This is a genomic window from Sphingobium sp. SA2 (assembly GCF_032227065.1).
Classification (GTDB): Bacteria; Pseudomonadota; Alphaproteobacteria; order Sphingomonadales; family Sphingomonadaceae; genus Sphingobium.
This window is the reverse complement of the sequence record NZ_JAPMXX010000001.1, coordinates 349,183-364,052: the sequence shown is the minus strand read 5'-3', so window position 1 is coordinate 364,052 and position 14,870 is coordinate 349,183. Positions and strand designations below refer to the sequence as shown.

Genomic DNA, 14,870 nt, shown 5'->3' with positions numbered 1-14,870 from the left:
GCAAACGCCCCCTACGATTGAGAAGCGCGGCGGAATCTCTTAGATTGATCGCTGGAGGCTTTGTTCGCGGAGACGCGCACATTGCCTTCTTTTCGTTTTAGGAAGCGCTGCCCTAAGCGACAGAAGCCAGAGCTTTGACAATGCGGCATTCCGCGATGGAGCCGACCATGTATCTTGATCCTATCGGTGCAGACACGCGATGATGGCGGTCACGACGGCGGTGGTTTCCGCGACGTCGCGCACCCTCACTGTGTCGAGGCCGATTTCAGCAGCGGGATAGTCATTCCCACCGGGGAATATCGCATCCCCAATGAACAGCATCCCGTCGAGCGGGACACCGCTCTCGGCACTCAGGCGCTTCAGGCCATAGCCCTTGTCGATCCCTGCTCTGGTCACGTCGATCGATGTCGTGCCACCGAGATTGATCGAGAGCTCCGGCAGCTTCGCGCGCAACGTGGCCTGCAACGCGGTCCTCTTCTTTCGGTCAGGATCCCACGCTTCCTTTTCCTTCAGCGGCGCTGCCTGCCCCAGGCCCGAAAAGGTGATCTGGCTGCCCCGGTCCTCGATCCGTTCGCCCCAGATACGTTCGTCGGCGAGACCGGCATCGGTCAGCGCCTGATCGAAGGCCGTGCGGATCTTCGCCTTCTCCGCGTCGTCGAACAGTTCGGCATAGACCGCGCGCCAAGCGCCATTGATGAGCCGATAGAGTTTCGTGCCTGTGGTCGGCATCAACCAGAGACGGTCGAGCGCGACGCCGGCAGGAAGGCGCGAGGCGATCTGCTTTTCGAACTGCGGCCAGTCCCCGCCCGAGATCACCGCCACATCCGTGATGGCGAGCAATCGGGCGAGGATTGCGGCCATATCCTCCGATAACGGCCGCTTGCTCTCGGCAAGCGTGCCGTCGAGGTCGAAGGCGATCAGCCACTTCATGCCGCCTTCCCTGCCGGATCGCGGTAGGCGAGCAGCCTGAGCGCATTGATGACGACGAGCAGCGTCGATCCCTCATGAACCGCCACCGCTGGCCCAATGCCGAGGCCGAGGATGGTAGCAGGCACCAGGAAGGCGACGACACCCAGGCTGACGAAGACGTTCTGCCGGATGATTCCACGGGTATGGCGGCTAAGACCGACTGCGAATGGCAGGTGCGCCAGATCGTCGGCCATCAGCGCCACGTCGGCTGTCTCCAGCGCAACGTCCGACCCCGCCGCGCCCATCGCGATGCCGACCGTGGCGCTTGCCATCGCCGGCGCATCGTTCACGCCGTCGCCCACCATCGCGACCTTGTCTTCGCCGGCGAGCTTCTTGATCGCGGCAACCTTGTCTTCGGGCATGAGGTCGCCCCACGCTTCGTCGATCCCGACTTCGTCGGCGATCGCTTCGGCGACTTTCTGGTGATCGCCGGAGATCATTATCATCCGCGACACGCCCATCTCGTGCAGCCGACGCAACGCGGTCTTGGCAGCTTCGCGAGGCGTGTCCATCAGGCCGATCGCGCCCAGGTCGCGGTCCCCCTTGCGGACCACCATTGTCGTGCGGCCGTTCTCGCGCAGCTTCGCGATTGCGTCCTGCGCGCCCTGCCCCAGCGCCGGAATGCCCTCACTTCCGAACATCTCGGCCTTGCCGATCCACACCGTCTCGCCATCCACGCTCGCGGTGACGCCCCGACCGGTCAGGCTCTTGAGGTCGCCGGCAGTCGGCACGGCACGATCGTTCAGACGTTCGCGGCCGTCCTTGACGATCGCTTGGGCCAGGGGATGGTCGCTCAACGCTTCGACGGCGACAGCCAGCGCCAGCAACTCGCCTTCATCGGCGCCATCGACGGGCACGACATCAGTGATGCGCGGACGACCTTCGGTCAGCGTGCCCGTCTTGTCGAAAGCGATCGCTTTGAGCGACCCGAGGTTTTCGAGCGGTGCACCGCCCTTCACGAGCACGCCGCCCCGCGCTGCACGGGCAACGCCCGACAGGACCGCGCTCGGCGTTGCGATCGCGAGCGCGCACGGGCTTGCCGCCACCAGCACCGCCATCGCGCGATAGAAGCTGTCGCGGAACGGCTCGTCGACGACCACCCATGCGAACAGCAGGAGCACTGACAGGACCAGGACGGCGGGCACGAAGATCCGTTCGAACCGGTCGGTGAAGCGCTGCGTCGGCGACTTCTGCGTCTCCGCTTCGCTCACCATCTTCACGACCTTGGCAAGCGCGCTTTCATTGGAACGGCGTGTCACCTCGATCTCGATCGCGCCGCCGCCGTTGATCGTACCAGCAAAAACCCGGCTTTCCGCGTCGACTGCATCGGGCTTGGCGCGTGCCGCTGCGGCATCTGCGACCGGCACCTTGTCGACCGGGATGCTTTCACCCGTGACCGGGGCCTGGTTGATCGCGCTGGTGCCCTTGATGACGAAGCCGTCGGCAGGCAGGCGCTCGTTCGGGCGGACGATGGCAATGTCCCCGACGACCATCTGCTCGACCGGGATTTCGCTGGTCTGCCCGCCGCGTCGCACGGTCGCGGTTTCGGGCGCGAGCTTCGCCAGCGCCTCGATCGCCTTCTTGGCGCGGCCCATTGCATAATGCTCAAGCGCATGGCCGAGGCTGAACAGGAACAGCAGCAGCGCACCTTCGGCCCATGCGCCCAGCGCAGCGGCGCCGGCCGCAGCGACCAACATCAGCGTGTCGATCTCGAACTTCTTCATCCGGAGGTTGTCGATCGCCTCGCGCAGCGTGAAGAATCCGCCGAAGAAATAGGCTGCGATATAGCAGGCGGTCGGCAGCCATTCGGGCGCGCCAGCGACCAGCCTCTCGATCGCGTAGCCGATCCCCAGCAGCGCGCCACAGGCGAGCGCGAAGATCAGCTCGGTATTGGGGCCGAGAAATTCGGCGTGGCTATGGTCGTGGCCATCGCCGGGGCCGTGCTTCTCTTCGCCCGCGCCGTGGCCCCCGGGGCCGTGGTCGTGGCCGGCATGTTCATCGGCAGCGACCCGCTTGCCCACCCTCACCTTCAGCTTGCGAAGCGCAGCGCGCACCTCCTCTTCGGTGGTTTCGCGGCGATCATATTCGACCCGGACAGACCCGCTGGTGCTGGCGCTTGCCTGGACCACGCCGGGCAAGGCGCACAGCGCATCGCTGACCGTGCGCGCCCGACGTTCGTGGTTGATCCCCGTCACCTGCCAGATCGCATGGCCGTAGCGCTCGGTGATTTCGGCACCTGCGGCGCGCACCATTTCGCGCAACCGTGGCAGCGGCAGCTTGGCGGCATCGAAATGGATGCACAGCGCCGCTGGCGTGTTGCCGTCGAGACAGATCACATGCGCCCGCTCGACACCTTCGCGCTTTGACAGGGTTGATACGAGACGGTCCAGGCAGGCATCGGCCGCGTCAGGAAGGTCCGGCAACAACACTGGAATGTCGAGTTCGAGCTTGTCGTTCATGACGACCTCCTTTCGCTTTTCTTGGTTTCGGCGCGCGCGTCGCGCAGGATTTCGACACCGCCCTTGATGGCGATGATGGCGGTGGCGAAGCCGACCAGCAGGTCCGGCCAATTGGTACCCAACCACAGCACCAGCACGCCGGCGATCAGGATGCCGCCGTTGGAAATGAAGTCGTTGAAGCTGAAGGTGGTTGCGGCCCGGAGATTGACGTCCGGATCCTTGAGGCGCTGGAGCAGCCGCAGGCAGAGGTAATTCACGACGCCGGCGATCGCGGACATGACCATCATGGTAGGTCCGATGGGCTCGCTGCCCTGCACGTAGCGCCGTCCGACATCGATCAAGATGCCGCCCGCGAAGATCAGCAGCATGACGCCCGAAGCGACCGCGGCGCGTGTCTTCCATGTCTGGCCCCGGGGGAGCGCCACAAGGCTCAGCGCATACACAGCCGTATCGGACAGGTTGTCGACGCCGTTGGCGATCAGCGCGCTCGAGTCCGCGAAGAAGCCGGAAACGAAGAAGCCCGCAGCGATCGCCGCGTTCAGCAGCAGGACGATCCACAGTGTGCGGCGCTCCTGCCCGCCATTGTTGTCGTTGCCCGGGATCATCCCATCATCTCCTCAAGTGTCAGCAGGGCCAGGAAGCCGACGAAAAACATCGAGCTGATGAGCGGGGTGTCGGGTTTCTCGTGCGCCTCGACCAGCAACTCCTCCGTGACGAGGTAGAGCAGCGCCATCAGCCCGAAGCTGAGGAAGCCGGCGATCATCACCGGCGACAGCGCGGCGACCGGCACGGCAGCGAGCGCGCCGATCGGCAGCAGCAGGGCCAATGCCGAGACGATCACGATGATGCGCAAGCGCGAGCGATAGGTTTCCGCCAGCTCGTCGGTCAGCGTCAGTCCCAGAAATAACACTTCCAGAGTGAGCGCGATCGTCAGCAGGAGACCTGCCTTCTCGCCCGCCACGAAAGCGAGGCCGAGCACCAGGCCGTCGACCAGAATGTCGATGCCGATCGCGGCGAGTAGCGCCATCGGCCCCTTGAAGCGGGCCTCAAGAGCCTTGAGCCCCAGCATGGTCGCGACGCCCGCCGCCCCGCCGATCAACGTCGCGCTGGGCGATGCCTCATGCTTGACCTGCGGCAGGATTTCGGTCGCTGCCGCCGCGAACACGACGCCGGCAGCGAGATGCTGTAGGCCCGCCACGAGGCCAGGTTTCAACTTGGTGCGGCTCGCGACAATCGCGCCGAGCACGACCGCCAGCACAGGCGCAAGCGTATAGAGCAGTGCCTGCATTTCCTAGGACTCCTCCGGGGTTCGGTGGCAGACGCGGATCTTCCCGCGTCGCGTGAACGCGATCGATCCGCCCGCCACGACAGCCCGCGAATGGTCGCCGCGAAACTCGTCACCGGTTCGCTGCGCGCGCAGGATCTCGGTCCTGCCCTTCGGCAGCCAGGTGACGGCCATTTTCAAGCCGTCATCGATGAAGTCGACATCGGCGCGTGTGCCGTCGTCGCAGTACATGATGCGCTGCGCGATTAGTTTCGACGTCAGATGCTTTTCATGCGCCGGCTCGGTAGGCTGGGTCGGCGCTGGATTACACGCCCCTATAACCGCCCCGGAGACGAGAACGACGCCGAGGCGCGCGATCGCCAGACCGGCCCGATTCAGGCCGCACAAGGTTGTCACATTTGAAATCGACGTGTCAGACATCGGTCTCTTCCGACGAAGCGCCCTGTGGCGTTCGAAGGCAGGGCAGTTCATCGCGTGCCTTCCCGCTCGCAGATCCGGGTACGGCCATCGCCTTCCACGATGGTGAGCTGCGACCCCTTGAAGGTCGCGGTGGCTGTTTCGCCGACATATTGCAGGCCCTGCGCTGGCGCGGTCAGCATCATCGGCGGTCCCCCGTTGGAGCGCCGCAAATCGATCTGCAGGCCGTTGTCCTTGTAATCGACGAACAGCGGTTCCCCGTCGGAACAGCGATATCTATGCCGCCCCATTTCCCCGGTCGCCACGGCGCTGTCGGACGAATGGATCTGCTGCTCCGTTGGCGGGGCTGGCGGCTTTCTTTCCGAGCACGCCGCGAGCCCGACAACGAGGATGACGGCGGGCAGCACCCGCTTACAGTGCATCATCATCGCGCCTTCCTCCTGTAGCGGAAGGGGACGCGCTGACGATTGATAGCCCGGGCAGGCTGACCTACCCGCCAGCGGAGATAGGTTGCGAGGCGATCGTCAGATTCGACCATCAGGGATCGCAGGCGGCGCAACATCATCGCCGCGAACGGCAGGGAGAGCGCCCCGCGCAGCGTGCAGCTATGCGTTAGCCTGGTGCCGCCATCGTCCCCCGCCAGCTCGTACCGCTCTTCGAGCGTGAACAGATAGGGGATGCCGCAGGACCAAGCGAAGGCGTGCGGTTTATCGAATCGATCAATCCGTGCTGGCGTCCGAATTGGCCGGGTGATGCCCTGGATCGCAAAGGTGCATTCTGTGTCGCCGAGCCGGGACGGATCATCGAGAAATACGAGCGGACTCCACGCCCGGCGATGATCCGGATCGGTGAGTGCCGACCAGATGCGCAGTGGCCCGCCGTGAAGCATCGAGCTGGTTATGGTGCGAGGCATATCCCCATCTCCCAGAGATGGGCGGGGCGATCGCGGATCGCCCCGCCCATCCATCAGGCCAAGTTGTTCACGAAGGTCTGACCGTGGTCGTCCCCTTCATGCTCCTCATTGTAGTGCTCGGGTTTCTCGATCACTTTCTGCCCGAACCGGGCATAGAGTGTCGGCAGCACGAACAGCGTAAGAAGCGTCGCCGAGATCAGACCGCCGATGACGACCGTCGCCAAAGGCTTTTGAACCTCTGCGCCGGCGCCTTCGCCCAGCGCCATCGGCACGAAGCCGAGGCTGGCGACTAGCGCGGTCATGATGACGGGTCGCAGACGCTGCATCGCGCCAACATGCGCGGCTTCCTCGCGGCTCATCCCTGATCGGATCAGATCTTGGATCGAGCTGACCATGACGAGGCCGTTGAGGACCGCGATGCCCGAGAGGGCGATGAAGCCCACTGCCGCCGAGATCGAGAAGTCCATGCCCCGCAGGAACAGCAACAGGACGCCGCCCACCAGCGCGAAAGGCACGCCGGTGAACACGATCGCGGCGTCGCGGACCGATCCCAACGCCCCGTAGAGGAGCAGCAGGATCAAGATGAAGCAAGCCGGAATGACCAGCTTCAGCCGTTCGCTTGCCGATTGGAGGTTCTCGAACTGGCCGCCCCATTCGAGATAGGTGCCGGCAGGCAGCCGGAGTTGGCTGCCGATCGCCGCCTGCGCATCCGCCACGACGGATCCGACGTCGCGGCCACGCACGTTGGCTTGCACCACCACGCGCCGCTTGCCGTTCTCGCGGCTGATCTGGTTCGGACCATCGACCACCTTGATCTCGGCGACGCTGGACAGCGGTACATAGCCGCCGCCTGCCACCGGCACCTGCACCTGTTGGAGCAGGCCGATGTCGGCACGCTGCGCCTCCGACAGGCGGATCACCACGGGGAAGCGACGGTCGCCCTCGAAGATCTGGCCCGATGTTCGCCCGCCGATCGTCGCAGTCACGGTGTCCTGCACATCCTGAGCCGTAACGCCCAACCGCGCCATCGCGTCGCGGTTGACGCGAATGTCGAGCATGGGAAGACCGGTCGTCTGCTCCACCTTCACGTCCGCTGCGCCTTGCGTTCTGCGCAGCACCGCCGCGATTTGCTCGGCCGTCCGGTTCATCTGGTTGAAGTCGTCCCCGAACACCTTCACCGCGATGTCGCCGCGCACGCCGGCGATCAGCTCGTTGAAGCGCATCTGGATGGGCTGGGTGATCTCGTAGGCATTTCCCGGAATCTTCGCGAGATTACCCTCGATCCGGCTGACCAGCTCCTCCTTGGGAAGCTCAGGATCCGGCCAATCCTTGCGCGGCTTCAGGATGACGAACATGTCGGTCGCGTTCGGCGGCATCGGGTCGGCCGCCAGCTCGGCGGTGCCCGTCTTGGAATAGACGAATTGCACCTCCGGCTGCTTCGACATCATCCGCTCGATCGGCACCTGCATCGCCTGGCTCTGCTGGACCGACGTTGCCGGAATGCGGAGCGACTGGATCAGCAAATCGCCTTCGTCGAGCTGCGGCAGGAACACCGAGCCGAGCGTAGTGAAAGCAAGCGCCGCCACCACAAGGCTTCCCACACCCGCACCGATCGTCAGCGTCGGGCGCTTCATGGCCCGGTCGAGACCGGGTTCGTAGCGCTTCTTCAGCCACGTGATGATGCGGCCGTCCTTCTCCTCGACCTTCTTCGACAGCCAGATCGCAATCATCGCCGGCACGAAGGTGAGAGAGAGGATGAAGGCGAAGGCGAGCGCGATGATGACGGTCAGCGCCATCGGTCCGAACGTTTTACCCTCCACGCCGGTCAGCGTGAGCAGCGGTACGTAGACGAGGATGATGATTGCCTGCCCGTACACAGAGGGACGGATCATCTCACGCGCAGCGGCTGCCACGGTCGCGAGCCGTTCCTTGACGCTGAGCAATCGGCCTTCATGATGCTGTTGCTCGGCAAGCCGGCGCAGCGCGTTTTCGACAATGATGACGGCGCCGTCGACGATCAGACCGAAGTCCAAAGCCCCAAGGCTCATCAGATTGGCCGAGACCCCAGCGCGCAGCATACCAAAGCCTGTCAGCATCATGGTGATCGGGATGACCAACGCCGCGATCAGGGCCGCACGGAAGTTGCCGAGCAGCAGGAAGAGCACGACGATGACCAGCACCGCGCCTTCGGACAGGTTTTTCGCGACCGTCTTGATCGTCGAATTGACCAGCTCGGTGCGGTTCAGCACCGGCTGAATTACGACGTCAGGAGGCAGCGAAGCGTTGATCGTCTTCAGTTTCTCAGCGACCGCGGTCGACACGATGCGGCTGTTCTCGCCGATCCGCATGATCGCCGTGCCGACGACGACTTCGGTACCGTTCTCCGATGCCGAACCCATGCGGATCGCCTGACCCGTCTTCACAGTCGCAACTTGTTCGACCGTGATCGGCACGCCGTTACGTGTCGCGATCACGGTCCTGGCCAACTCGCTGGCATTGCGAACGAGCGCATCCGAGCGAACAGCCAGACCTTCGCCATTGCGATTGACGAAGCCACCGCCGACGCTGGTGTTATTGCGCTCCAGCGCATTTCCCAGGTCCGTCAGCGTGATGCCGAGCGAGGCCAGCTTCTGCACGTCGGGCACGACGAGGAACTGCTTGGCGTAACCGCCAATCGAGTCGACACCGGCGAGGCCCGGTGTGGTCTTCAGAAGCGGCGTCACGATCCAGTCCTGCGCGGTGCGCAGGTAGGTCGCCTTGTCCTCTTCGGTCGTCAGTCGCTCGCCCTCTGGCGTGATGTAGCTGCCATCGGGCTGTTGGCCCGGTTCACCGGGCTTGTGCTTGTCGTCCTCGCGATGATCGAGACGAACGGTGTACATGTACACCTCGCCCAGGCCTGTCGCGATCGGACCCATTTCAGGGTTCACGCCGTCGGGCAGATTCTCTTGCACGCCCCGCAGACGCTCGCCCACCTGCTGGCGGGCGAAATAGATGTCCGTCGCGTCCGAAAAGACCGCCGTGATCTGCGCGAAGCCGTTGCGGCTCAACGAGCGCGTATATTCCAGGCCGGGGGTGCCGGCGAGCGCGGTTTCGATTGGAAACGACACCTGCTTCTCGACCAGCTCGGGCGAGAGGGCAGGCGCGCGGACGTTGATCTGGACCTGATTGTTGGTGATGTCCGGCACCGCGTCGATCGGTAGCCGGTAGAGGGAAAAGGCGCCGATGGCGGCGACGATGACGGTGAGGAGCAGGACTAGCCAGCGCTTCTCGACCGCCCAGGTTACGATACGGGCGATCATGGCTTAATCCTCGTGGCTCGCTTCGCCCTTGCCGATCTCGGCCTTGAGCGTGAAACTTCCGGTGGTGGCGATCTGTTCGTTGCCGGTCAGGCCCGACCGGACGATCACCGTGTCGCCCGACGCATCGCCGAGCTGGACCGGGGTCGCCTTGAAGCCGGTGGGCGTGCGCACGAACACGACCGACTTGCCCTCGAAACTCTGGACCGCCGTCGTCGGCACGCGGACCGCCCCGCTCCCGCCGCTGCCCGTGAGCTGCACGGCTGCCGTCACAGGCTCGCCGACCCGCCATTCGCCACCGCGATTGTCGAGGGTGGCGAGCGCAGGCACGAGCCGCGTCTGCGGATCAAGCGCCGGCGACACGAAGGTCACGCGGGCGGTCGCCTGACGGCCTGCCGCCTTCACCAGCACCGTATTGCCGGGACGCACCCGGCCCGCATCCTCGGGCTTGAGATTAAGCGCGATCGACACCTGGCTCAGGTTGGCGATGCGATAGAGTTCGGCATCCGCCGCGACCGTTTGTCCCAGCGTCACGGGGCGCGCAATGATCTGGCCCGAGATCGGCGCGGCAATGCCGAGCCGGTTGAGCCCGCCGCCGCCGACACCCGCCGCCGAAACCATGCTCTGCGCCTGCGTCAGGGCGATCCGCGCCTCCGTCGCCGCTGTGCGGGCGGCGATCAGATCCTGTTCAGGGGAGACTCTCTGCGCGAACAGCCGCTGTTCGCGCGCGAGGTTCGAATTAGCGAGCTGAAGCCGCGCCCGCGCCGCCTCGACCTCGCCCTTGATCTGCGCCGCCTCGCGGCTTTCGATGACCGCAATGGTCTGGCCGCGTCCGACCGATTGGCCGAGGTTACGGGTGAGCGCGACCACGCGTCCCGCAATTGCGGCCGAGACGACCTGCGTTCCCTGTGGGTCGCCCTCGATGATCGCGGGCAGCTCGATCGTCCCGGCCCCGCCGATGATCGGCCGTCCGACCTGGACGCCCGCTGTGGCGATCTGGTCGGCACCCAATGTGACGACGCCTTCACCGGCATGACCGCCTTCAGCACCGCCCTTTTCCGTGCCCGCTGCCGTCTCATTGGCAGCTGCGCCTTCGGCAGTTGCCTCGTTTCCGCCATCCTTGCCGCCGCAGGCAGCCAAGAGCAGGGCGAGCGACGCCGCGCCCGCGAGATAAAAGCTCTTCATCACTGATTCCCCCCATTGGGCGCACGAGCGGTCAGTCGCTCCACTTGCGCGCGGGCATTCTGGTAATTGGCAAGCGCGTCGATCGCGGCGACCCGCGTTTCGGCGAGCGTGCGTTCAGCATCGAGCAATTCGAGCTGGCCGAACTTGCCCTCGCGATAGCCGATCCGCGCGATGCGGGCGGCCTCCTGTGCAGCCGCCAGCGCCGGCCCCGACGCCGCACGAGCCGTCGTTGCGGCATTGGCCGCCTGCGCCTGCGCGTCCGTGATCGCCTGTTCGATGTCGAGCGCGGTCACGCGGCGCTGCGCATCCGCCTGGGTCCGCTGCGCGGTCGCCTGCGCAATCGCGGCGCGACCATTGTTGAACACCGGGATCGGGATCGACACGCTGAACACCGCCGCCATGTCGTTGGTCGCTTCCAGGCGGCGGATCGACGGCCCGACGTTCAGGTCAGGCACGCGATTGGCGCGCGCGAGCCGCACGCCGGCTTCGGCAATGGAGAAATCCGCGTTGGCTGCCGCCAGCGCGAGTGTGCCGGTCGTGTTGACCGGTGCCAACGGCCCATAGACGTTCACACCGGGAAGGCGATCGAGCAGCGTGTCATCGAGCAGGCCGTCGATCGGCCGTCCGATCCGACGCGCCAGATTGGCGCGGGCCGCCTCGGCCAAGCGAAGCTGCCGCTCCACATTGGCGTCGGCATTGATACGCGCGACATCCGCGCGCTGTTGCTCGAGTGGCGATGCCCGCCCTGCCTGCACGCGAACGCTCGCGGCCCGCAGCGCATCGCTGGCGATCCGGGCCTGATCGCGGGCTGTCATTACCCGGCGATCGGCCGCGACCGCTTCGACATAGAGCTGCGTTACCTGAAGCCGGACATCCGCCGCGATGATCGCGGCCTGGATCTCGGCCCGGGACAATTGCGCATTGGCGACCGCGACGCGGGCGCCGCGCTTGCCGCCTAGCTCGATCGGGATCGCAAAGCCGACCGTGGTTTCCGCGCTGCGGACCCCCCGATACGGCCCGGAGCCGATGACATTCTCGACTTGGCCTTGAACCACCGGATTGTGCCGCAAGCCGGCGACTGTGCGACCTGCACGGGCCGCGTCGATTCCAGCTGTCGCCGCTTCCGCAGCAGGGGCCGAACCGCCCGCTGCACTGACCGCTTGGTCAAGCGTGTAGACCGGCGCATCCTGCGCAACAGGCGCGGACGGTCCGACCTGCGCCTGCGCCATCGTGGCGCAAGACGCTGCGGCCAGCATGGCCGCGAGGATACGATTCATGAAAATAGGACTCCTGACGATGATCGACAGGGGCGCGCCAACGCACGCCCAAATCGGACGTCAGGCTTGGGGGGGCCTCAAATGGACCATGCCGGTGCGGCCGTCGAGCGACGCAGAGGCGGAGATTGTCGGCTTGGGCACTGTGAGGACGGGGGTATATTCCATCGTCGTGCGCGCAGGCGCGCCGACGTCGTGTCCGTGACAATAATTGTGATGATGCGGGACATTCTTGTCCGAGTCCGATGGCACCTGATCGATGTCACCGGCGGTATGGACCGTGAACTCAACGCCCGCGATGCTTCCCCCCGCCAGATCGGCGGCATGGGCCATGCCGGAGAAGCTGGTCAGGACCAGCATCAGGCATGTCAGGAAAGGCAAAAAGGCTCGCACTAGCTTGCCTCTATCACGGAAGGGTTTTCATGTCATTGCACTAATTCGAACCAAGGGTCACTGAGCCGGAACCCGAGCGGGATCGGTCGCGCCCGTTCCAGGCGAACCCGACCGCAATGGCGACCGCCATCAGGAGTTGCGCCAGCACCGATTGCCAAGTGGGAAACACGCCGAGCATCGACAGCCGTGGCACGTCCGCGAGCGGTGCGATGTTGATAAGGCCGGCTTCCTGGAGCGCGGCGACGCCTTTACCCGCCAGCACGACGGTCAGGACCGCCATGAGCCAGGAGCTATAGCGGAAGAACTGCGCGATCGGCAGCTTGCGACTGTAGCGAAGCATGGCCCAAGCGATCAGGCTGAGCAGTCCAATCGCCGACCCGGCCCCCGCGAGAAGCATCCCGTTGTCACCTTGCGCCGAAAGCGCGGCATAGAACAGGATCGTCTCGAAGACCTCGCGATAAACTACGACGAACGCCAGCCCGAACAGGAACCAGCCCGACCCGCCCGAGAGCGCCCGCGACATCTTCTCGCGAATATAGCGCTGCCACTGATCGGCCTGCGCCTTGCCGTGCATCCAAATCCCGACCGAGAGCAGCACGACCGCGGCGAACAGCGAGCCAAACCCTTCCGTCAGCTCCCGGCTCGCACCGCTGATCCCGATCGCATAGGTGGCGACCGCCCAGGTGATCCCGCCCGCGATGATCGCGCTGACCCAGCCGCCATGCACGTACCGCAGCGCCTCGCCGCGCTCGGCTTTACGCAGGAACGCGATCATGGCGACAACGATGAGCAGGGCTTCGAGCCCTTCACGCAGCAGGATCGTGAACGCGCCCAGGAACGTGGACGCTTCGGTGGCGGCATCAGGCGCGAGCGCCGCTTCCGCATCGTCGAAAAGGCCGCCCAGTACTGCGACCTTCTCCGCGAGATCATCGGGCGACGCGCCCCGGTCGATCGAGGCGCGGAACTCCCCCATCGCGCCCTCGATTCGACCCATCAGCGTCGCGTCGCGCGCGGTGAGTGTTGGCTCGATCGGCTCGAACCCATCGAGATAGGCCGACAGCGCCAGCTCTTTCGCCATGCGCGCATCGCCGCGCCGCGCAGCCGCCACGCTTTCGGCGAGTTTGGCGCGGGCGACCGCGAGCGAGCCGGGAGCCTGTTGTATCACCTGTTCGGGATGACGACGCAGGAACGCGAGCACTGGGTCAGCCTTGGCGTCGCCGATCGCCGCGCCGAGCGCGGCCGGGGTGAGCGCGACCAGGGTTTTCAGGTCCGGAATGCGCCGGCGAAGGGTCGGGTCGGATTTCCAAAGCCGCTCGCCTTCGCGCGCCTGCGCATCCGTGAAGGCGAAGCTCCCGGCTCGGAATGCTAACGCCCAGCGCTGATCGTTGGGCAGATCGGCGAAGCTCTGCATCGCGGTCCCGTCGATGCCTTGCGTCACCACCTGATAGAGCGCGAACACGCTGCGCTGGCGCGCGCGCTCGGCATCGGTGAAAGCAATCGGGGGCGTAGCGAGCTTGGCGGCGTCAGGGCCACGGCCGTTGCCCGTCATCCCGTGGCAGGACGCGCAGGATTGTCGGAACAGGGCATCGCTGGAGACGAGGTTCGGAGCCTTATCGGGCGCGAGCGGCACCGGGTAGGCGCGCAACAGATCGGCCGCGAGCCCGTGCGCCAATGTTGCCACCTGTTCAGTCGGTCCCTTTTCCGCGATCACCGCCTGGAGGTTGGCAGCCCGCTGGATGAGGGCTTGACGCTCCGGCTTCGCCGGCAGGCCCTGAAGCCGTGTCGAGACCGACGCGGCGAACTCCGTCATCTCGGCATATTCCGACGTGCTCTTGATCCGACCGTTGGCGACCGCGCCGCCATAATCGACGGCCATATAGTCGAGCAGCCGCCATGCGGTTTGCACGTCGCCGGGTTCGGCGATTGCCGCAGCAGGGATCAGCAGCGCCGCGAGCGCGGAGAGCAGCCGCAACGAGAGCATTGCCCGGATCAACGCGAGCAGACGCACTACCGCTCTCCCAATTCGCGCCGAGCGCCAGTGACGATTTCATAAGCGGAGTGGAGGAACAGGAGGGCGATGAGGCCGGCGACGGCGAGGTCCGGCCAGGCGCTTCCTGTCCACGCCACCAGACCGGCCGCGGCGATCACCGCCACGTTGGCGAGCGCGTCGTTGCGGCTGAACAGCCAGATCGCGCGAACATTGGCGTCCCCTTCCCGGAAACGCGCAAGCACCAAGGCGGACACGACATTGATCGCGAGCGCGACAACGCCGATTGTGCCCATCAGTTCGGCATCGGGCGCGGTTGCGTTCAGGGCGCGCCAAATCGCGAAACCGATTACGCCCACGCCAAGCGCACCGAGAAACAACCCCTGCGTCAGCGCGACCTTTGCCCTCGCCCGTGCGGACCAGGCAAGCGCGAGAAGACCGATAAGGCTGATCGACCCGTCCCCGAGAAAATCGAGGGAATCCGCTTTCAGCGCTTGGCTATCGGCGATGAACCCGCCGAACAGCTCGGCGACTCCGAAGCCGAGGTTGAGCACCACGACGGTCAGCAGCGCACGGCGATAGGCCGGATCGGTTTGCGCGCGCGCGGGCTCCCCGTGGCACCCGCAGCTTTCGGTAGAAGCATTCATGCGGCCTTCCTTACCACCTCCAGTCGCTGTAGAAGCAAGCGAAAT

At 65.4% G+C, this 14,870-nt stretch carries 13 protein-coding genes; all 13 read right to left on the bottom strand.

From position 1 onward, the window contains the following. Positions 1-180 precede the first annotated feature (180 nt). The 13 genes from OVY48_RS01860 to OVY48_RS01800 all read right to left on the bottom strand — a co-directional run bounded on the left by OVY48_RS01860 (position 181) and on the right by OVY48_RS01800 (position 14,825). Complete coding sequence (locus OVY48_RS01860) at positions 181-930, bottom strand: HAD-IIB family hydrolase (protein WP_313921734.1); 750 nt, start codon at positions 928-930, stop codon at positions 181-183. Continuing rightward, positions 927-3,428 (bottom strand): heavy metal translocating P-type ATPase, encoded by a 2,502-nt coding sequence (locus OVY48_RS01855; RefSeq protein WP_004212886.1) that lies wholly within the window; start codon positions 3,426-3,428, stop codon positions 927-929. Before OVY48_RS01855 ends, OVY48_RS01860 begins: the two co-directional genes overlap by 4 nt. Next, positions 3,425-4,033 carry a cation transporter gene (locus OVY48_RS01850; RefSeq protein ID WP_313921733.1) on the bottom strand — a complete coding sequence of 203 codons (609 nt, stop codon included), beginning with the start codon at positions 4,031-4,033 and terminating at the stop codon, positions 3,425-3,427. Before OVY48_RS01850 ends, OVY48_RS01855 begins: the two co-directional genes overlap by 4 nt. Continuing rightward, positions 4,030-4,716, bottom strand: coding sequence for a ZIP family metal transporter (locus OVY48_RS01845; RefSeq protein WP_004212882.1), 687 nt, complete (start codon positions 4,714-4,716; stop codon positions 4,030-4,032). The genes OVY48_RS01850 and OVY48_RS01845 overlap by 4 nt, the downstream gene beginning before the upstream one ends. Before the next feature lie 3 nt (positions 4,717-4,719). Next, positions 4,720-5,133 (bottom strand): hypothetical protein, encoded by a 414-nt coding sequence (locus OVY48_RS01840; RefSeq protein WP_004212881.1) that lies wholly within the window; start codon positions 5,131-5,133, stop codon positions 4,720-4,722. 47 nt (positions 5,134-5,180) lie between these two features. Then, a complete protein-coding gene (locus OVY48_RS01835; protein ID WP_004212880.1) occupies positions 5,181-5,558 on the bottom strand; it encodes a hypothetical protein in 378 nt (125 codons plus the stop codon). Next, positions 5,555-6,043, bottom strand: a complete 489-nt coding sequence (locus OVY48_RS01830) for an SRPBCC domain-containing protein (RefSeq protein ID WP_004212879.1) — start codon at positions 6,041-6,043, stop codon at positions 5,555-5,557. Before OVY48_RS01830 ends, OVY48_RS01835 begins: the two co-directional genes overlap by 4 nt. Positions 6,044-6,096: 53 nt before the next feature. Then, positions 6,097-9,342, bottom strand: coding sequence for an efflux RND transporter permease subunit (locus OVY48_RS01825; RefSeq protein WP_004212878.1), 3,246 nt, complete (start codon positions 9,340-9,342; stop codon positions 6,097-6,099). A 3-nt stretch (positions 9,343-9,345) separates the two neighbouring features. Next, the gene (locus OVY48_RS01820; RefSeq protein ID WP_004212877.1) at positions 9,346-10,524 is read right to left on the bottom strand and encodes an efflux RND transporter periplasmic adaptor subunit; all 1,179 of its coding nucleotides are present in this window, start codon (positions 10,522-10,524) and stop codon (positions 9,346-9,348) included. Beyond that, positions 10,524-11,801: a TolC family protein gene (locus OVY48_RS01815; RefSeq protein ID WP_313921732.1), complete on the bottom strand. Its 1,278-nt coding sequence runs from the start codon at positions 11,799-11,801 to the stop codon at positions 10,524-10,526. The genes OVY48_RS01820 and OVY48_RS01815 overlap by 1 nt, the downstream gene beginning before the upstream one ends. Before the next feature lie 60 nt (positions 11,802-11,861). Continuing rightward, on the bottom strand, positions 11,862-12,158 hold the full coding sequence (locus OVY48_RS01810) for a hypothetical protein (RefSeq protein ID WP_007406840.1): 297 nt from the start codon (positions 12,156-12,158) through the stop codon (positions 11,862-11,864). A gap of 73 nt (positions 12,159-12,231) precedes the next feature. Then, entirely contained in the window at positions 12,232-14,199 is a 1,968-nt protein-coding gene (locus OVY48_RS01805) for a cytochrome c/FTR1 family iron permease (RefSeq protein ID WP_004212871.1), read from the bottom strand. Beyond that, on the bottom strand, positions 14,199-14,825 hold the full coding sequence (locus tag OVY48_RS01800) for a cation transporter (RefSeq protein ID WP_004212870.1): 627 nt from the start codon (positions 14,823-14,825) through the stop codon (positions 14,199-14,201). The genes OVY48_RS01805 and OVY48_RS01800 overlap by 1 nt, the downstream gene beginning before the upstream one ends. Positions 14,826-14,870 lie beyond the last annotated feature (45 nt).